The organism is Achromobacter spanius (assembly GCF_003994415.1).
GTDB classification, from domain to species: Bacteria; Pseudomonadota; Gammaproteobacteria; order Burkholderiales; family Burkholderiaceae_B; genus Achromobacter; species Achromobacter spanius_C.
Genome location: NZ_CP034689.1, coordinates 492,537 through 509,740, shown reverse-complemented (window position 1 = coordinate 509,740; position 17,204 = coordinate 492,537). Strand labels below are relative to the sequence as shown.

Below are 17,204 nucleotides of genomic sequence, written 5' to 3'. Positions count from 1 at the left end.
ATCAGGTGAAGCTTGGGGCGCTGCCTGATGGGTTGCGCGCGTTGCCCGTCAGAATTCTTCTGCCGACTTTCGCGCGCTTCACCCATCCTACGTGTCGGACGATTTCAGCAGCGACAGGCCCAATTGGACGCGGCGTTGCAGCCAGAGGCTGGGGCGGTAGCGCGGGTCGCCGGTCACGCGTTGCATGCTCTTCAGGATTTCCAGGATGCGGTCGGCGCCCAGCTTGTCGCCCAAGGCCAACGGACCCACCGGGTAACCCAGGCCCAGCGTCACGGCTTGATCGATGTCTTCCGGCGTGGCGATCTGCTGCTGCGCGATGTCGCTGGCGATGTTGACGATCATGGCCACAATGCGCTGCGCAATAAAGCCCGGCGAGTCTTCGATCACCGTGACCGGCACGCCATCGGCGGCCAGCAGCGCGTGCGCGGCGTCGCGCCATTTGGCTTCGGTGGCGGGCGACACCATGACGGTGCGGCGCTTGGCGCTGTCGAAGGCATACAAGGTATCCAAACCCACCGTGCGGCCGGCGTTCAAGCCTTGGGCGGACACCGATGTCGACACATCATCACCAAACGGCGTGACGACAATCAGCGCGTCGGCATCGGGAGTTGCACCTGTCACCAACGTGGCGCCCAGCTTTTCGATCAGTGCCGATGCGCGCGCGTAGCCTTCCGCGTGCTTGGGGCTGACCCAGACCTTCAGGCCTTCCGGCAGCGCCGGCACGGGCGGTTCGGCCGGCACCTGCTTCTGGCCGTCGGCGTAGACGTAGAAGCCTTCGCCCGCCTTGCGGCCGATCAGCCCGCCCGCCAGGCGCACGGTCGTGATCGGCGACGGGCGGAAACGCGCTTCGTCGAAGAACTGGCGGTAGATGGATTCCATCACCGGGTGCGACACGTCCAGCGCGGTCAGGTCCAGCAGTTCAAAAGGCCCCATGCGAAAGCCGGCCTGCTCGCGCATCACGGCGTCGACTTGCGCAAACGTGGCCACCGCTTCTTGCGCCACGCGCAGGCCTTCGGTATTCATGCCACGACCGGCATGGTTGACGATGAAGCCGGGCATGTCCTTGGCGCGCACGGGCGTGTGGCCCATGCGGCGGGCCAATGCCGCCAATGCATCGCCCACTTCGGGCGCGCTGCGCAGGCCATCGATCACTTCAACCACCTTCATCAACGCCACCGGGTTGAAGAAGTGATAGCCCACCACGCGGCGCGGGTGCTTGCAAGCAGCCGCGATGGCGGTGATGGACAAGGACGACGTGTTCGACGCCAGGATGCAGTCTTCCGACACCACGCCTTCCAGCGCCGCGAACAGGTCGCGCTTCACGTCCAGCCGTTCAACAATGGCTTCCACCACCAGCTGGCAGGCCGACATGTCGGTCAGCGCGGTGGCGGGCTCCACACGCTCCAAGGCGGCTTGCGCATCGGCGGCGGTCAGCTTGCCCTTTTGCGCCAGCTTGTCCCAGGTTTGGCGCAAGGATTCGCGCGCGGCCGCGATCGCATCGGCGCTGGTGTCGTACAAACGCACGCGCAATCCGGCTTGCGCCGCGATCTGCGCAATGCCGCGCCCCATGGCCCCGGCGCCCACGACGCCGATGGTTTGAATCTCCGTCATCAACTCTCTCCTGCCTGTATTGGAATGGATGGTGCGCGCCGCGGCATGGCGCGTGGCAAGCGGGGCGGCGTGCGGCCACCCCGCCGCGATCAAGGCTGGCTTTGGGCCAGCGCCTGGATGTCTTCGGCCGACAAGCCCAGCTTTTCCGCCAGCACCTGCACGGTGTGCTCGCCCAGCATGGGCGGCGGACGGCGGTATTCAACGGGGCTATCGGAAAACTTCAACGGGCTGGCGGCCATCGGCACCTTGCCGGCGGCCGGATGCGGCAGCTCGCGCTTCATCTGCCGCGCCAGCACATGCGGGTCTTCGTAGACCTGATCCAGCGTGTTGATGGGGCCGGCCGGCACGCCCACGGCTTCCAGCGCGGCCAGCCAGTGGTCGCGCGCGCCAGTGGCCATGCGTTCGGCCAGCAACGGCACCAGCTCGGTACGGTTCTTCACGCGCTGGGGATTGGTGGAAAAACGCGGGTCGGCCGACAACTCGGGCAGGCCGATGGCGCCGCAGTAATTGCGGAACTGGCTGTCGTTGCCCACCGCCACGATCAAATGGCCATCAGCCGCGGCGAACACTTGGTACGGCACCAGGTTCTGGTGCGCGTTGCCCGCGCGCTGGGGCGCCACGCCCGAGGTCATGAAGTTCAAGTTCTGGTTGGCCATCATGCTGACCTGGCAGTCCAGCAAGGCCATGTCGATGTGCTGGCCCAAACCGCTGTTGGCGCGTTCAAGCAGGGCGGCCAGGATGCCTACCGTGGAATACATGCCGGTCATCAGATCGGCCACGGCCACGCCGGCCTTTTGCGGACCGCCGCCGGGCAGGTCGTCGCGTTCGCCGGTGATGCTCATCAGCCCGCCCATGCCCTGGATCATGAAGTCATAGCCGGGGCGGCTGGCATAGGGGCCGGTCTGGCCGAAACCGGTGATCGAGCAATAGATCAGGCGCGGGTTGATGGCCTTCAGGCTTTCGTAGTCCAGCCCGTATTTCTTCAGGCCGCCCACTTTGAAGTTTTCAACCAGGATGTCGCTTTGCAGCGCCAGTTCACGCACCAGCTCGGCGCCGCGCGGCGACGCGATGTCCAGCGCCACCGACATCTTGTTGCGGTTGGCGGACAGGTAGTAGGCCGCTTCGGTGGTGTCGTTGCCCGCTTCGTCCTTCAGGTAGGGCGGCCCCCAGGCGCGCGTATCGTCGCCCGCGCCGGGCCGTTCGATCTTGATCACTTCGGCGCCAAGATCGGCCAGGTTCTGGGTGCACCAGGGGCCCGCCAGCACGCGGGTCAGGTCCAGCACGCGGATGCCGGTAAGGGGAGCAGGACGTTGCGACATCTGTAGTCTTTTCGCTAGATGAGAAATGAAAACGTCCGGCTTGCGGCCATGCGCGAAGCCAGACTGGAATTCCGTCATGCTGGCGGCCCGGGCCGCCAGCGCGTCATACCCGGACGCGGACCGTTAGGGTCGCGCCCAGAGCACCATTCGTCAATCCGGATATTAGCTGTTTGGACACTCTGGCCGGATTTCCGCTTGCTGCCGGCTCAGGAATGCGCCTTGATCGTCTCGCGCGCGATCACCAGTTGCTGGATCTGCGAGGTGCCCTCGAAGATGCGGAACAAGCGCACGTCGCGGTAGAAACGTTCCACGGCGTACTCGGACATATAGCCCGCGCCGCCATGGATCTGCACGGCGCGGTCGGCCACGCGGCCCACCATTTCGGTCGAATACAGCTTGCAGCAGGCGGCCTGCATGGTGGTGTTCTCGCCGCGGTCGCGCATGCGGGCGGCGTCCAGCACCATGCAGCGGGCGGCATAGAGTTCGGCCTGGCTGTCGGCGATCATCGCCTGGATCAGTTGGAATTCGGCGATGGGCTGGCCGAACTGCTTGCGTTCCAGCGCGTACTTGACCGCGTCGGACAACAGGCGCTCGGCAATGCCCACGCACAGCGCCGAAATGTGCAGCCGGCCCTTGTCCAGCACGCGCATCGACGTCCGGAAGCCGTTGCCCTCTTCCCCGCCCAGCAAGGCGCTGGCGGGCACGCGGCAGTTGTCGAACACCACGTCGCTGGTCAAGGCGCCTGCCTGGCCCATCTTCTTGTCGGGCTTGCCGATGATCAGGCCAGGCGTGCCGGCTTCGACCAGAAAGCACGAAATGGAATTGGCGCGGCGTTCGGGCGCGGTGCGCGCCATCACCGAGAACAGGCCGGCGATGGGTGCGTTGGTGATGTAGCGCTTGGTGCCGTTGAGCACATAGCCGTCGCCATCACGCTCGGCGGACAGGCGCAGCGCCATGGCGTCGGAACCGGCGTCCGGCTCGGTCAAGGCGAACGAGCCGATCAATTCACCGCTGGCCAGCTTGGGCAAGTAGCGCGCGCGTTGCTCGTCGGTGCCCGCCAGCACGATGGCTTGCGAGCCGATGCCGATATTGGTGCCGGCCAGCGAACGGAACGCGGGCGAGGTCTGGCCCAGTTCGAACACCACGCGCACTTCCTCTTCCATCGTCAGGCCCAGGCCGCCGAAGTCGGGCGAAATCGACAAGCCGAACAGGCCCAGCTCGCGCATTTCGTTAACGATGTCCGGCGGCACCTGGCCGCTAGAGGCCAGTTCGTCTTCGGCGGGAATCAAACGTTCGTGCACAAAGCGGTGCACGGCGTCCAGCAACAGGTTCAGGGTTTCGGTGTCGAGGGCCATGATGGAAGTCTCAGTAGATAAGCAATGCGTTTCCGGACGGCGGCGCGATCAGGCGCGCATGCCGCCGACCAATAAATCGAAGTAACCGGCGGCGATGGCTTCGGCGCTATCGCCCTGGCCGGGCTTGTACCAACGCACCATCCAATTCAGCATGGACAGCACGGCGCGGCCGGTGGCGGCCACGTCCAGCGGGCGGAACACGCCTTGTTCCACGCCCTGGGCGATCAGTTCGCGCAGGCGCTTTTCGTAGCCGTCGCGCAGGCGGGCGGCGTCTTCGCGTTCGGGTAGCGCCATGCCGGAATAACCGATCAGCATGGTGACGAATTCGGCGTGGTGCTGTTCAAAGTAGCGGGCGTGGCCCACCATGAACGCGCGCAGCCGGTCTGCGGCGCCCTGGGCATCGGCCACGTCCTGGCCGACGTTTTGCGTCAGCCCGTTCAATACGCCCAGGATGATGGCGTCGTAGATGTCCTGCTTGGTGGTGTAGTAGTGATAGATGGCCGCCTTGGACACGCCGATGGCGGCGGCCAGGTCGGCCACCGAGCTGCCGTCGTAGCCGCTTTGCGCGAACAGCTTGGCGGCTTCTTCCAGGATGCGTTCACGCGGGGCCACCAGGGTGGGGGGCCGGCCAGCGCGGGCGCGTTTCTGAGCAGGAGGGGCGGAGGTCGCCATGACAGCCTTTGCAAGGGCCGCGCCTGAGGCTGCGGGCAGGCCGCGCGGGCCTCCATTGACAGCGGTTCGGCGCATGCCGTTAAATAAAGATTAATTAATTACCGGACGGTCGGTAGGTAATTATAGGCATATCCGCTTTCAAGGCTCAAGGCCCAATCGCGGAACGCCTTTTCTGGACTGACCTGAACACAACGCGACGACGCTATGCCCCACTCTCTTGTGACAGATTTGTATGGCCAGATGTCCCTGCCGGTCATCAGCGCCCCCATGTTCATCGTGTCCAACCCGCAACTGGTGATTGCGCAGTGCACAAGCGGCATCGTGGGTTCGTTTCCCGCGCTGAACGCGCGCCCGCAAAGCCTCTTGACCGATTGGCTGGACGAAGTCCAGGCCGGGCTGGCGTCGTACCGCGAAGCCAACCCCGGCGCTGCCGTGGCGCCGTTCGCGGTCAACCAGATCATCCACCAGTCCAACGACCGCCTGGAACAGGACCTGGCCGTGTGCGCCAGCCACCGCGTGCCGCTGATCATCACCAGCCTGCGCGCGCCGGGAGACCTGGTCAAGGGTGTGCACGACTGGGGCGGCAAGGTCTTTCACGACGTCACCACGCTGCGCCACGCCGAAAAAGCGCTGGAAGCGGGCGTGGACGGCCTGATCCTGGTGTGCTCGGGCGCCGGCGGCCATGCGGGCACGCTCAGCCCGTTCGCGTTGCTGTCCGAAGTGCGCCGTTTTTACGACGGCCCGCTGATCCTGTCGGGCGCCATCACGTCCGGCGCGCATGTTCTGGCCGCGCTGGCCATGGGCGCCGACTTTGCCTACATGGGCACGCGCTTCATCGCCAGCCAGGAAGCCAACGCCAGCGAGGGCTACAAGTCCGCCATCGTCGAGGCCAGCGCGTCCGACATTCTGTACACCCCGTTTTTCACGGGCATTCCCGGCAACTATCTGAAGGCCAGCATCACCGCATCGGGGCTGGACCCGGCCAACCTGCCGCAGCCTGACAGCGGCGCGTCCAATTTCGGATCGACACGCGTCAAGCCGTGGAAAGACATCTGGGGCGCCGGCCAGGGCGTGGGCGGCATCGCCAGCGTGCTCCCGACCCGGGAGATCGTCGAGACGCTGCGCCGCGAATACGCCGAGGCCAAGGCGCAACTGAACGCCAGGTCGTTCGCATGAGCGCGGGCCTGACAGTCAGCCGTGATGGCGCGGTGCTGACCCTGGTCATCAACCGCCAGGACCGCCGCAACGCGCTGGACACGGCCACCTACGCGGCGCTGACCGAACAGATTTCCCTGGCCAGCGCCGATCAGGCAGTGTCAGCGGTGATCCTGACCGGGGCGGGCGAACACTTCACGGCGGGTAACGACCTGCGCGACTTTCAGGCTGAGCGTGGGGCGGGCGACAGCGCCGGGCTGACGTTCCTGCGGGCCTTGTCCTCCGCCGAGGTCCCGGTCATTGCCGCGGTCGAAGGCTACGCAATCGGCATCGGCGTGACGCTGCTGCAGCATTGCGACTTTGTCCACATCGGCGAAGGCGCCACGCTGCGCATGCCATTCGTGGCGCTGGGCCTGTGCCCGGAGGGCGCCTCCAGTCTGTTGATGCCCCGACTGGCCGGGCGTCGCGCTGCCGAATGGCTGTTGCAGGGCAAGGCATTTTCCGCCGAAGACGCGCGCGAAGCCGGCTTGGCGACGTCGGTTACGCCACAAGGCCAGGCGCTGGCCGCGGCCCAGGCCACGGCTGCTGATTTGGCGCGCCAACCGCCCGCCGCGCTGCGCCTGACCAAGGCCATGATGAAACGTGCGGACCGCCAGGCCATACAGGAAACGCTGGATTATGAAGCCCAGCAGTTCCGCGCCCGCCTGCAGACAGAGGAAGCGCAGGCGGCGTTCGCGAAGTTTTTTAAGAAATAGGGACGAAGCGATGGGTTGCGCGCGTTGGGCTTTGGCGTTCTGACGTCGGGTCATTCGCGCTTCACCCATCCTACGGTTGGGACGTAGGATGGGTGCGGCGCGGCACGACCGACAAAAGAACCCGGCCGCCAACCGCGCAAACCCATCAAACAGCCGCCATCAAACAACACCGTTCAAAACGGTGAATCCGGCCGAAAATTCGGCGCCCGGCGTTCGCGCAACGATTGAATCCCCTCTTTCACGTCCGGCCCGCCAAACCCCATGAATTCCAAAGCCAGCGACGTATCAAAGCTTGGCCCCGCCATGCGCAGCCAGTTGTTCAGCGAATATTTGGTCCAGCGTATCGCCGTCTGCGAGCCTGCCGCCAGCTTGTTGGCCACCTCGAACGCGCGCGAAATCAGCTCGGCTTCATCCACGCACAACGACACCAGGCCGATCCGCTCCGCCTCTTCGCCGGTCACGGTTTCGCACAGCATCAGGTAATACTTGGCCTTGGCCATGCCGCACAACAGCGGCCAGACGATGGCGGCGTGGTCGCCCGCCGTCACGCCCAAACGGGTGTGGCCGTCAATAATGCGTGCATCGCGCGCCGCGATTGAAATGTCGGCCAGCAAACCCGCCACCAGCCCCGCTCCCACGGCCGCGCCGTGCATGGCGGACACGATGGGCTTGTTGCAATTGATGATGTTGTAGACCAGATCGCGGGCTTCCCGCCACACGCGGGTACGCACGTCGAAATCGTCGGCCATCTGCTGCACCAGTTCCAGGTCGCCGCCGCCCGAAAAGCCCTTGCCTTCACCCCGAATCACCACCACGCGGGTGTCGGGATCGGTGTCGATGTCGCGCCAGATGTCGGCCAACTCGCGGTGCATGCGGTCGTCCGCCGTGGACAGCTTGCCGGGCTGGCCGCCCTTGGCCCCCATGATCACCTCCAGCACCCCGCCGGGATGCCGGCGCAGCTTCAGGGATTCATAGGCTGAATAGTGTTGCAGCGTGATATCAGTCATTGTCTACTCCGCGTTGTCTTTAGCCGCTGCGCGAGCCTTCTGCCCGGCGCGTTTTTGCGCACTATAGTGGATACGCGGGCGCCCGCCCCGCCGCTTTCCCATGGAGCCTCAGCCAATGAACACCCTCGTCCCGTCCGTCGGCGCCCCCATCGACCGCGCCAGCCTGCCCGCCCTGTTCGCCCCCCGGGGGCAAGACACGCACAAAGGCAGCTTCGGCACCGTCGGCGTTGTGGGCGGCGGGCCGGGCATGACCGGGGCCGCGCTGCTGGCCGCCCGCGCCGCATTGAAGACGGGCGCCGGCAAGGTGCTGGTCGGCTTCGCCCAGGAAACCGCGCCGTTGGCGTGCGACCCGCTGCAACCCGAACTGATGCTGCGCGACGCCCGTTCGCTATTGGACTCGGACTGGGGCGTGACCGCCTGGGTGGCGGGCTGCGGCATCGGCACGGATGCGCTTGCGGCCAACGCGCTGTCGGAATTATTCGTGTTGCGGCGCGAAGCCCCGCTGGTGCTGGACGCTGACGGCCTGAACCTGCTGGCCACGGGCGGCATCCAGCCCAATTGGGGCGCGGGCCCGCTCGTGCTGACCCCACATCCCGCCGAAGCCGGGCGCTTGCTGGGCGTCAGCGCCGCACAGATCCAGGCCGACCGGCCCGGCGCGGCCCGGCAACTGGCGCAGCGTTACCACGGCTGGATCGTACTGAAGGGCGCGGGCACCATCGTCTGCAGCCCGGCGGGCGACATACGGATCAACACCAGCGGCAACCCGGGTTTGGCCACGGCGGGTACGGGCGACGTATTGGCCGGCATGCTTGGCTCGTTGTTGGCGCAAAAACTGCCGGTGGACCAAGCCGTGGCCGGGGCAGTCTGGCTGCACGGCGCCGCGGCCGACGCGCTAGTGGCCCAGGGAATCGGCCCAATCGGCTTAACGGCGGGTGAACTCGCTGACGCCGCCCGCGCCTTGCGGAACGAAAACTGGGGCAGCTTCCGCGGCTAAGTCCCCGTCAAATAAACATTTTTACAACATACTAGGGTTTTCCCTGAAAAGATCATTGCTTGTGACTAGGGTTATCCCTATAATGGTTTTCACCAAGACGAAACGGACTGGAGAAAGACCATGAGCGAACTGACCCTGAATAGCACTGCCCGCCTGACCGACGCGCTGGAGCGCGACCTGCTCCGCGGCGCCCTCGAGAACCAACCCAATTCCCATCCGCTGACCAGCCTGAAAAAGGCCGGCCAAGCCGTGATCGCCGCTGTCGCCAGCGTGTTTGCCTTCATCGACGAAGTGAACGAATCGATGAACAAGGCTCGCGCCGCCAGCTCGCGCTTCTCCGGCTCGCAGTGGTAAAAACAGCCGCGCTGGGCTGAAACCGCAATAGATATCCGCGGTTTCGCCCGGCGCGTTGCCGTTGTGCGGCCCGCTTGCCCGGCAAGCGCCCCAACGGCAGGCATTCGGTGCCGATGTTGGCACCTTTGCCGCCATTTTCGTTCCCCGCTGCACCCTCTTCTCGGCGTTTTCCCTAGCGCCAGATTCGCCGTTCTTCATTGACAACGCGCGAAGCCCCTATTGATAATCGGCCCCTTGCCGTTGTGCCAGGCGCCAATCCATCCCATTTTCTGCGGCCGAAAAAGTGTTCGGCCGCAGCCGCGGTGGTTTTTGCGCAGGCACGATCCGGTTCGTTATTCCTCCGGAGTTGTCACCATGAAGTTGCGCACCACCCTGGCCCTTGTGGCCGCCGCCATTCCCTTGGCAGCCGCTCAAGCCCAGACGCTGAAGATCGGCCTGTCGGCCGAACCCACTTCGGCGGATCCCCACTATCACAAGATGACGCAGAACGATGCGTTCTCCGCGCACGTCTACAATTCGCTGGTGGGCCGCAGCGCCGACATGAAGTTGAAGCCCCAGTTGGCCACGTCCTGGAAGAACCTGGACGACCTGACCTGGGAATTCAAGCTGCGCGACGACGTCAAATTCTCGAACGGCAAGCCGTTCACGTCCGAAGACGTGCTGTTCACGATCTGCCGCACGTTGAACAACGAAACCAACGTGTCGCAGTCCTACATGGACATGACCAAGCGCATCGCCGACGTGCAGACGCCCGACGCGCACACCGTCATCATCAAGACCGCCGAACCCTTCCCGCTGATGCCCGCCGAGCTGGCCCGCTCGCTGCCCATCATCTGGAACGGCATTGTTGAGCACGGCAAGTTGACGTTCGACCCCAAGAAGGGTTGCGGCGTGACGGGCGCATGGCCCACGGTTGCCGACTTCAACAACGGCAAGGACGCCATCGGCACCGGCCCGTACACCCTGAAGTCCTACGTGAAGGGCACGGGCATCGAACTCGTCCGCAACGAGAACTACTGGGGCGAAAAGCCGGCCTGGAAGGAAGTGAAGTTCGTGCCGGTGCCGTCCGCCGGCCCGCGCCTGACCGGCCTGCTGTCGGGTGATTTCGACATGATCGAAAACCCCGCCGCGCGCGATCTGCCCCGCCTGAAGGACAACCCGAAGTTCGGCTTCGTGGCCACGCCGTCCACCCGCCTGGTGTTCTTCCAGCCGGACGTGGCGCGCAACCCGAGCCCGTTCGTCAAGAGCGCCGACGGCAAGAACCCGCTGCAGGACCTGCGTGTGCGCAAGGCTATTTCGATGGCCATCGACCGCAAGACCATCACCGCCCGCATCATGGACGGCATGGCCACCCCGGCCTACCAGTTCATGCCCGACGGCATGTTCGGCGCGCTGCCCAAGGCCCCGGAAATCAAGTACGACCCCGAAGGCGCCAAGAAGCTGTTGGCCGAAGCCGGTTACCCCAACGGCTTTGAATTGACGCTGTCGTCCACCAACGACCGCTACGTCAACGATGGCCAGATTGCCCAGGCCGTGGCTCAGTACCTGGCCCGCGTCGGCATCAAGACCAACGTGGACGCCATGACGGCCTCGATCTATTTCCCCAAGCGCGCCAAGCGCGAGTTCAGCTTCTCGATGGGCGGCTGGCCGGCGGAAACGGGTGAAGCCTCGGCGCTGTTCCAGTTGTGGGTCGCGTCGCTGGATTCGCCCAAGAGCCTGGGCACCAGCAACTACGGCGGCTTCTCCAATGCCGATTTCGACAAGGTCTACAAGGAAGCCATTGTGACGGTTGACGCCCCCAAGCGCGAAAAGCTGCTTGAGCAAGCCACCCAGATCGCCCTGGACAACGTGCCGCTGATTCCCCTGCACTTTGAAAGCAGCATCTGGGCGTTCCGCAAGGGCATCACCTACGAAGGCCGCCGCGACCAATACACCCTGGCGACGTCGGTCACGCCCGAAAAGAAGTAATCTGGTTCGTCTGAACCGTAAAACGGCTGCCTCGCGCAGCCGTTTTCTTTTGCCGGATCCCTATACAATTCCCCCGCTTCATCGGAGTTCCTCATGCCCACGCCATCCCCCGCGGTTCAGCCGCGCCCCTTTCTTCTTGCCTGTCCGGATTTGTCGTCGGAGCGTTTGGGCAATACGGATACGCCCGGCGTCTGGCATTTTGATTCCGGCGTGCCGGGCAAGCGGGTGATGCTGAGCGCATTGATCCACGGCAACGAGCTGTGCGGCGCCTGGGCATTGAAGGAAGCGCTGGCGGCCGGGCTGCGCCCCCGCCGGGGCTCGCTGACCCTGGCCTTTTGCAACCTGGCGGCATTCGACCGGTTCGACTCCACCAACTACGCGCCCGCGCGTTTTGTCGACGAAGACATGAACCGCGTCTGGAGCGACGACAAGCTCAGCGTGCCGATCAGCCAGGAACGCCGCCGCGCCGCGCAGATCCGCCCGTGGGTGGAACAGGCTGACTGGCTGCTGGACTTTCATTCCATGAGCAATTCCGACGTGCCGCTGCAACTGACCGGCATGGAACAGCGCAATATCGACCTGGCGCTGGCGCTGGGCAACCCCGCCACCATCATCGCGGACGCGGGCCATGCCGCCGGCGTGCGCATGCGCGACTACGGCCGCTTTGGCGAAGCCGGCGACAACGGCACGCGCTCGCTGCTGATCGAATGCGGCTTCCACGGCGCGCCCGAAGCGCGCGGCGTGGCGGTGGACCAGATGGCGCGCTTCCTGGTAGAAGCCGGCACGGTGGACCGCGGCGATATCCCCGACACCTGGTTCGCGCCCGCCGCAACGGCCCAACGCGCGCTGCGCGTCACCCACGCCATCGCCGCCAAAAGCGCGGACTTCCGTTTCGACCAGCCCTGGAAGGGCCTTGAAACCTTGGCCACGGCGGGCACCGTCATCGGTTGGTCCGAAGGCGAAGCCGTTGTCACGCCCTATGACGACTGCGTGCTGATCATGCCGTCCACCGCCAATCTGCGCCCTGGCGTCACCGTGGTCCGACTCGCGCAAGCTATCGTCTGACTTTGAAAAACCCCTGGCCATATCGGCCAAACACGCCAAGTCAACACTCGGCGCCAAGCAACCCTGAGCCCACCAAGGAAATCATCACGTGGCCTTGTTCATCCTGCGCAGACTGATACAGAGTCTGTTCGTACTGCTGGCCGTTTCGGTCGTGGTCTTTTTCGCGGTGTATGCCGTGGGCGACCCGATCGAATTGCTGGTCAGCCCCGAAGCCAGCCAGGCAGCTCGCGAGGCGATGATCGCCCGCCTGGGCCTGGACCTGCCGGTTTGGCAGCAATACACCGGGTTCCTGTGGCGCGCGCTGCACGGCGACCTGGGCACGTCTTTCGTGCATGGCATCCCGGCCATTGAACTGATCGTGCAGCGCATTCCCGCCACGTTCGAACTGGTCATCGTGGCCATCATGCTGACCTGTGTGATCGGGATTCCGCTGGGGCTGGTCGCCGGCCTGTACCGCGACGATTACCTGGGCCGGGGCATCATGTCGTCGTCGGTACTGGGCTTTTCGCTGCCGAACTTCTGGCAGGGCATGATGCTGATTCTGCTGTTCGCCGTGTGGCTGGGCTGGCTGCCGGCCACCGGGCGCGGCGATACGGTCACCGTGCTGGGCGTGCGCCTGTCCATCCTGACCGCCGACGGCTGGTCGCACCTGATCATGCCGGCCATCAACCTGGCGCTGGCCAACATTGCGCTGGTGCTGCGCCTGACCGCGTCCGGCGTGGTCGAGGCGCGCAGCCAGGACTACGTGAAATTCGCGCGCGCCAAGGGCGTCAAGCCCGGCCGCATCGTGCGCCGCCACATCCTGCGCAACATCCTGATCCCGGTCGTGACCGTGATCGGCATGGAGTTCGGCAGCCTGATCGCCTATTCCACCATCACCGAAACCGTGTTCGCGTGGCCGGGCATGGGCAAGCTGCTGATCGACAGCGTCTACCAGTTGGACCGCCCTGTGGTGGTCGCCTACGTGATGCTCGTCACCCTGATCTTCGTGGTCATCAACCTGGTTGTGGACATTCTGTACGCCGCGCTCGACCCGCGCGTGCAGCTCGTGGCCCCCGCTCAATAATCCGCCATGGCTAACATTCCCAATTCCGGCCGCACCCGCACCGTCCAGCCTTTGGCCGAGACCCCGCAGCGTGCCTCCATCCTGAAGAAACTCCGTGCGCGTCCCACCGTGCGCGGCTCCGTGATCGCGCTAGCCGTCCTGATCATCCTGGTGGTTTTCGCGCCCTACTTCGCGCCGCAGAATCCCTACGACCTGGCCAATCTGTCGCTGCTGGACGGCCGCCTGGCGCCGCGCCAGGCGCTGATGGACGGCAGCATCGCCTGGCTGGGCACCGACGACCAGGGCCGCGACATGCTCAGCGCCATCCTGTATGGCTTGCGCATCAGCCTGATGGTGGGCCTGTCGGCCGTGGTGCTGGCCACCGCCATCGGCGGCGCCATCGGCCTGATCGCCGCCTACGTGGGCGGCCTGGTCGACACCATCCTGATGCGCATCGTCGACTTCATCCTGGGCTTTCCGACCATTCTCGTGGCGCTGGTGCTGCTGGTGGTGCTGGGGCGCGGCGTGGACAAAGTCATCCTGGCGCTGGTGCTGGTGCAGTGGGGGCACTATGCCCGCATCATGCGCAGCCGCGCGCTGCAGGAACGCCGCAAGGAATACGTGGAAGCCGCCGCCAACCTGGGCTTTCCGGCCTGGCGCATCATGGTGTTCCACCTGCTGCCCAACTGCCTGGGCCCCGTCATGGTGTTCGCCACCATCCAGATCGCCACCGCGATCGCGCTGGAAGCCACCCTGTCGTTCCTGGGCGTCGGCGTGCCGATCACCGAGCCGTCGCTGGGCCTGTTGATTTCCAACGGCTTCCAATACCTGCTGTCCGGCGACTACTGGATCAGCCTGTTCCCGGGTATCGCCCTGCTGGTGCTGATTCTTTCCATCAACATCGTGGGCGACCGCCTGCGTGAAAGCCTGGATCCCAAGCGATGACGCCCGCCCGTCGCCTGTGGCGCAATGGACTACTGAAATGAGCGATATTCTTCTTGATGTGCGCGGCCTGCGCACCGCATTCCATACCGAAGCCGGCGCGTATCTGGCCGTCGATGGCGTCGACCTTACCGTGCGCCGCGGTGAAATCGTGGGCCTGGTCGGCGAATCCGGCTCCGGCAAATCCGTGACCGGTTTCTCGCTGCTGGGCCTGATCGACCCACCCGGGGAAGTCGTCGACGGCGAAGTGAACTTCAAGGGCACGGACCTGCGCAAGTTCACGGAAGAGCAGATGCGCCAGTTGCGCGGCAACCGCATCGCCATGATCTTCCAGGACCCCTTGATGACGCTGAACCCGGTGCTGCGCATCGGCGAGCAGATGATGGAAGCCATCCTCACGCACGAAAACGTATCCCGGGCACAAGCCGAGGAACGCTGCCGCGAAGCGCTGGAGATGGTGGGCATTCCGTCGCCCGAAAAGCGGCTGAAGAGCTACCCGCATGAGTTCTCCGGCGGCATGCGCCAGCGCGTGGCGATCGCCATCGCCATGCTGAACAAGCCCGACCTGATCATCTGTGACGAGCCCACCACCGCGCTGGACGTCACCATCCAGGGCCAAATTCTCTACCGCATGCAAGAGATTTGCCGCGAGCACAACACCGCGCTTATCTGGATCACGCACGATCTGGGCGTGGTGGCCGAACTGGCCGACCGCGTGGCCGTCATGTATGCCGGCCGCATCGTGGAAAGCGGCCCGGTTGAACAGGTGCTGGAATCGCCGCGCCACCCCTACACCCGGGGCCTGTTGGATTCGATGCCCGGCGCCACCCAACCCGGCGCGCGCCTGCACCAGATCAACGGCATGGCGCCCAGCCTGGCCGGCCGCCCGTCGGGCTGTGCGTTCCGGCCGCGCTGCCCGAAGGCGATTACGCGCTGCACCGAACAAGCCCCCTCTGTTACCACCGAAGGTCCGCGCAGCTACCGCTGCTACGTGCCGATAGCCCGCGAGGCACAGCAAGCATGAGCCAAGCCGATACTCCCGTCATCGAGCTCAAGAACGTCCACAAGCGATTCGAACAGCGCCCAGACCTGGCCCAGCGCATCCTGGCCCTGACCGGCCGCCCGCTGGACCGCCGCACGGTGTATGCCGTGAACGGCGTGGACCTGTCCATCAAGCGCGGCGAAGTCGTCGGGCTGGTGGGCGAGTCGGGTTGCGGCAAGTCCACGCTGGGCCGCGTCGTGGCTGGCCTGCACCGGCAGACCGAAGGCGAACTGCTGTACCAGGGCCGCGATGCCGTGCGCCTGCGCGGCGCCGACAAGCTGGCCTATACGCTGGGCGTGCAGATGATTTTCCAGGACCCGCAAGCGTCCTTGAACCCGCGCCAGCGCCTGCGCCAGATCCTGGGCGAATCGCTGAAGGTCCACAAGCTGGCGCCGCCAGCCGAGATCCCCGCGCGTATCGACCAGGCCTTGAAGGAAGTGGGCCTGGACGCCGAATACCGCGACCGCTTTCCCCACCAGATTTCCGGCGGCCAGCGCCAGCGCATCGGCATTGCCCGGGCGCTGATGGTGGCGCCCAAGTTCCTGGTGTGCGATGAACCCGTGGCCGCGCTGGACGTATCGATCCAGGCGCAAGTGATCAACCTGTTCATGGACCTGCGCGAGCAGCACGGTTTTACGTATCTCTTCATCAGCCACGACCTGGGCGTGGTCAAGCACATCTCGGACCGCGTCGCGATCATGTACCTGGGCAAGATCGTGGAGATTTCCACGTCGGCCGAGATCTTCGCGCGCGCCAACCACCCGTACACTCAGGCCTTGATGGCCGAGGTGCCGGACGTGGCCCGCCGTGGCCGCAAGTTCACACCGATCAAGGGCGAAATCCCGTCGCCGCTGAACCCGCCCCCGGGCTGCACCTTCAACCCCCGTTGCCCCCACGCCATGCCGCGCTGCCGCGAGCAGGCGCCGGCCCTGAAAGAAATCTCGGCGGGCCACTGGTCGGCCTGTCACCTGAACGAAGCGAGCGCCTGATGAAACCCTCCGACATGTCCAACGTGGACCGCATCGCCATCGAAATGGGCCATGCGGGCCGCAACACCATCCAGTACATCGACGAGGACCGCAACTCCGACCGTCCGTTCAAGCTGCAAACATATCGCCCCTACGGCTACACGCCCGACCGCCCTGTCGTCATCGTGCAGCACGGCGTGCTGCGCAACGGCGATGAATATCGCGACTTCTGGGTCGAAGCGGCCGACAAGCACAAGCTGCTGATCGTGGCGCTGACCTTCTCCAACGAAATCTGGCCCGGCGTTGAAAGCTACAACAACGGCCGCGTGTTCTCGGCTGGTGGCAACCCGCGCCACATCGATGGCTGGACCTACGCGCTGGTGGGCAACGTCATCAAGGACATGATCGACGGCGAAATCACCGACGGCCAGAACGTCTACCTGTTCGGCCACTCGGCCGGCGGCCAGTTCGTGCACCGCCTGATGAGCAGCCAGTCGCACGCGCCGTTCAAGGCCGTGACGGCGGGCAACCCCGGCTGGTACACGCTGCCCACGTTCGACTACCCGTTCCCCGAAGGCATGGACGGCGTGGGCCTGACCGAAGAGCATCTGGTCAAGCTGCTGGCCTACCCGATGACGATTCTGGCGGGCGATCAGGACATCGCCACCGACGACCCTAACCTGCCGTCCGAACCCGCCGCGATGCGCCAAGGCCCGCACCGCTTTGCGCGCGCCAAGAACTACTACGAGTTCGGCAAGCAAGAGGCCGAGCGCCGTGGCGTGCCGTTTGGCTGGACGCTGCAAGTGGTGCCCGGCATCGGCCACGATGGCCGCGCCATGTCGGCCGTTTGCGCCAGCCTGTGGTTTGACGGCAAGATGCCCGACGACGCCGAACTGGCCCGCCTGGCCGGCCAGCAGGTCGCCTGATTCTGATCGCCAACTCTTTTTCATTG

16 protein-coding genes are annotated in these 17,204 nt (G+C 65.2%); 11 read left to right on the top strand and 5 right to left on the bottom strand.

Going from position 1 to position 17,204, the window contains the following annotated elements; genetic code table 11:
• Positions 1–87 precede the first annotated feature (87 nt).
• The 4 genes from ELS24_RS02220 to ELS24_RS02205 form a co-directional block, all read right to left on the bottom strand.
• Complete coding sequence (locus ELS24_RS02220; protein WP_127183271.1) at positions 88–1,611, bottom strand: 3-hydroxyacyl-CoA dehydrogenase; 1,524 nt, start codon at positions 1,609–1,611, stop codon at positions 88–90.
• An 89-nt stretch (positions 1,612–1,700) separates the two neighbouring features.
• Complete coding sequence (locus tag ELS24_RS02215) at positions 1,701–2,930, bottom strand: CaiB/BaiF CoA transferase family protein (protein ID WP_127183270.1); 1,230 nt, start codon at positions 2,928–2,930, stop codon at positions 1,701–1,703.
• A gap of 206 nt (positions 2,931–3,136) precedes the next feature.
• A complete protein-coding gene (locus tag ELS24_RS02210; protein ID WP_050446748.1) occupies positions 3,137–4,285 on the bottom strand; it encodes an acyl-CoA dehydrogenase family protein in 1,149 nt (382 codons plus the stop codon).
• 48 nt (positions 4,286–4,333) lie between these two features.
• Positions 4,334–4,957, bottom strand: a complete 624-nt coding sequence (locus tag ELS24_RS02205) for a TetR/AcrR family transcriptional regulator (RefSeq protein WP_050446749.1) — start codon at positions 4,955–4,957, stop codon at positions 4,334–4,336.
• Positions 4,958–5,161: 204 nt separating this feature from the next.
• Between ELS24_RS02205 and ELS24_RS02200 the strand changes: the two genes are divergently transcribed.
• Positions 5,162–6,133 carry an NAD(P)H-dependent flavin oxidoreductase gene (locus tag ELS24_RS02200; protein WP_127183269.1) on the top strand — a complete coding sequence of 324 codons (972 nt, stop codon included), beginning with the start codon at positions 5,162–5,164 and terminating at the stop codon, positions 6,131–6,133.
• Positions 6,130–6,867, top strand: a complete 738-nt coding sequence (locus ELS24_RS02195) for an enoyl-CoA hydratase-related protein (RefSeq protein WP_127183268.1) — start codon at positions 6,130–6,132, stop codon at positions 6,865–6,867. Before ELS24_RS02200 ends, ELS24_RS02195 begins: the two co-directional genes overlap by 4 nt.
• A gap of 173 nt (positions 6,868–7,040) precedes the next feature.
• Here ELS24_RS02195 and ELS24_RS02190 read toward each other — a convergent pair whose 3' ends face one another.
• Positions 7,041–7,874, bottom strand: a complete 834-nt coding sequence (locus ELS24_RS02190; RefSeq protein ID WP_050446752.1) for an enoyl-CoA hydratase/isomerase family protein — start codon at positions 7,872–7,874, stop codon at positions 7,041–7,043.
• A gap of 115 nt (positions 7,875–7,989) precedes the next feature.
• Here ELS24_RS02190 and ELS24_RS02185 point away from each other — a divergent pair, with 115 nt between their 5' ends.
• The 9 genes from ELS24_RS02185 (at position 7,990) to ELS24_RS02145 (ending at position 17,178) form a co-directional block, all read left to right on the top strand.
• Positions 7,990–8,868: an NAD(P)H-hydrate dehydratase gene (locus ELS24_RS02185; protein ID WP_127183267.1), complete on the top strand. Its 879-nt coding sequence runs from the start codon at positions 7,990–7,992 to the stop codon at positions 8,866–8,868.
• 120 nt (positions 8,869–8,988) lie between these two features.
• On the top strand, positions 8,989–9,222 hold the full coding sequence (locus tag ELS24_RS02180; RefSeq protein WP_050446754.1) for a hypothetical protein: 234 nt from the start codon (positions 8,989–8,991) through the stop codon (positions 9,220–9,222).
• 354 nt (positions 9,223–9,576) lie between these two features.
• A complete protein-coding gene (locus tag ELS24_RS02175) occupies positions 9,577–11,190 on the top strand; it encodes an ABC transporter substrate-binding protein (protein ID WP_050446755.1) in 1,614 nt (537 codons plus the stop codon).
• A 93-nt stretch (positions 11,191–11,283) separates the two neighbouring features.
• Positions 11,284–12,255: a succinylglutamate desuccinylase/aspartoacylase domain-containing protein gene (locus ELS24_RS02170; RefSeq protein ID WP_050446756.1), complete on the top strand. Its 972-nt coding sequence runs from the start codon at positions 11,284–11,286 to the stop codon at positions 12,253–12,255.
• 88 nt (positions 12,256–12,343) lie between these two features.
• The gene (locus tag ELS24_RS02165; RefSeq protein WP_050446757.1) at positions 12,344–13,321 is read left to right on the top strand and encodes an ABC transporter permease; all 978 of its coding nucleotides are present in this window, start codon (positions 12,344–12,346) and stop codon (positions 13,319–13,321) included.
• 6 nt (positions 13,322–13,327) lie between these two features.
• Positions 13,328–14,245, top strand: coding sequence for an ABC transporter permease (locus tag ELS24_RS02160; RefSeq protein WP_050446758.1), 918 nt, complete (start codon positions 13,328–13,330; stop codon positions 14,243–14,245).
• A gap of 37 nt (positions 14,246–14,282) precedes the next feature.
• A complete protein-coding gene (locus tag ELS24_RS02155) occupies positions 14,283–15,266 on the top strand; it encodes an ABC transporter ATP-binding protein (RefSeq protein ID WP_127183266.1) in 984 nt (327 codons plus the stop codon).
• Positions 15,263–16,273 carry an ABC transporter ATP-binding protein gene (locus tag ELS24_RS02150; protein ID WP_050446760.1) on the top strand — a complete coding sequence of 337 codons (1,011 nt, stop codon included), beginning with the start codon at positions 15,263–15,265 and terminating at the stop codon, positions 16,271–16,273. Before ELS24_RS02155 ends, ELS24_RS02150 begins: the two co-directional genes overlap by 4 nt.
• Positions 16,273–17,178, top strand: a complete 906-nt coding sequence (locus tag ELS24_RS02145) for an alpha/beta hydrolase (protein WP_127183265.1) — start codon at positions 16,273–16,275, stop codon at positions 17,176–17,178. The genes ELS24_RS02150 and ELS24_RS02145 overlap by 1 nt, the downstream gene beginning before the upstream one ends.
• Positions 17,179–17,204: the final 26 nt, after the last annotated feature.

Excerpts from the sequence above, each read along its gene's own strand:
- ELS24_RS02155 (WP_127183266.1), top strand. The coding sequence starts at position 14,283 with ATGAGCGATATTCTTCTTGATGTGCGCGGCCTGCGCACCGCATTCCAT.
- ELS24_RS02170 (WP_050446756.1), top strand. The coding sequence starts at position 11,284 with ATGCCCACGCCATCCCCCGCGGTTCAGCCGCGCCCCTTTCTTCTTGCC.
- ELS24_RS02175 (WP_050446755.1), top strand. The coding sequence starts at position 9,577 with ATGAAGTTGCGCACCACCCTGGCCCTTGTGGCCGCCGCCATTCCCTTG.
- ELS24_RS02185 (WP_127183267.1), top strand. The coding sequence starts at position 7,990 with ATGAACACCCTCGTCCCGTCCGTCGGCGCCCCCATCGACCGCGCCAGC.
- ELS24_RS02200 (WP_127183269.1), top strand. The coding sequence starts at position 5,162 with ATGCCCCACTCTCTTGTGACAGATTTGTATGGCCAGATGTCCCTGCCG.
- ELS24_RS02145 (WP_127183265.1), top strand. The coding sequence starts at position 16,273 with ATGAAACCCTCCGACATGTCCAACGTGGACCGCATCGCCATCGAAATG.
- ELS24_RS02215 (WP_127183270.1), bottom strand. The coding sequence starts at position 2,930 with ATGTCGCAACGTCCTGCTCCCCTTACCGGCATCCGCGTGCTGGACCTG.
- ELS24_RS02205 (WP_050446749.1), bottom strand. The coding sequence starts at position 4,957 with ATGGCGACCTCCGCCCCTCCTGCTCAGAAACGCGCCCGCGCTGGCCGG.
- ELS24_RS02195 (WP_127183268.1), top strand. The coding sequence starts at position 6,130 with ATGAGCGCGGGCCTGACAGTCAGCCGTGATGGCGCGGTGCTGACCCTG.
- ELS24_RS02180 (WP_050446754.1), top strand. The coding sequence starts at position 8,989 with ATGAGCGAACTGACCCTGAATAGCACTGCCCGCCTGACCGACGCGCTG.
- ELS24_RS02190 (WP_050446752.1), bottom strand. The coding sequence starts at position 7,874 with ATGACTGATATCACGCTGCAACACTATTCAGCCTATGAATCCCTGAAG.
- ELS24_RS02150 (WP_050446760.1), top strand. The coding sequence starts at position 15,263 with ATGAGCCAAGCCGATACTCCCGTCATCGAGCTCAAGAACGTCCACAAG.
- ELS24_RS02220 (WP_127183271.1), bottom strand. The coding sequence starts at position 1,611 with ATGACGGAGATTCAAACCATCGGCGTCGTGGGCGCCGGGGCCATGGGG.
- ELS24_RS02160 (WP_050446758.1), top strand. The coding sequence starts at position 13,328 with ATGGCTAACATTCCCAATTCCGGCCGCACCCGCACCGTCCAGCCTTTG.
- ELS24_RS02210 (WP_050446748.1), bottom strand. The coding sequence starts at position 4,285 with ATGGCCCTCGACACCGAAACCCTGAACCTGTTGCTGGACGCCGTGCAC.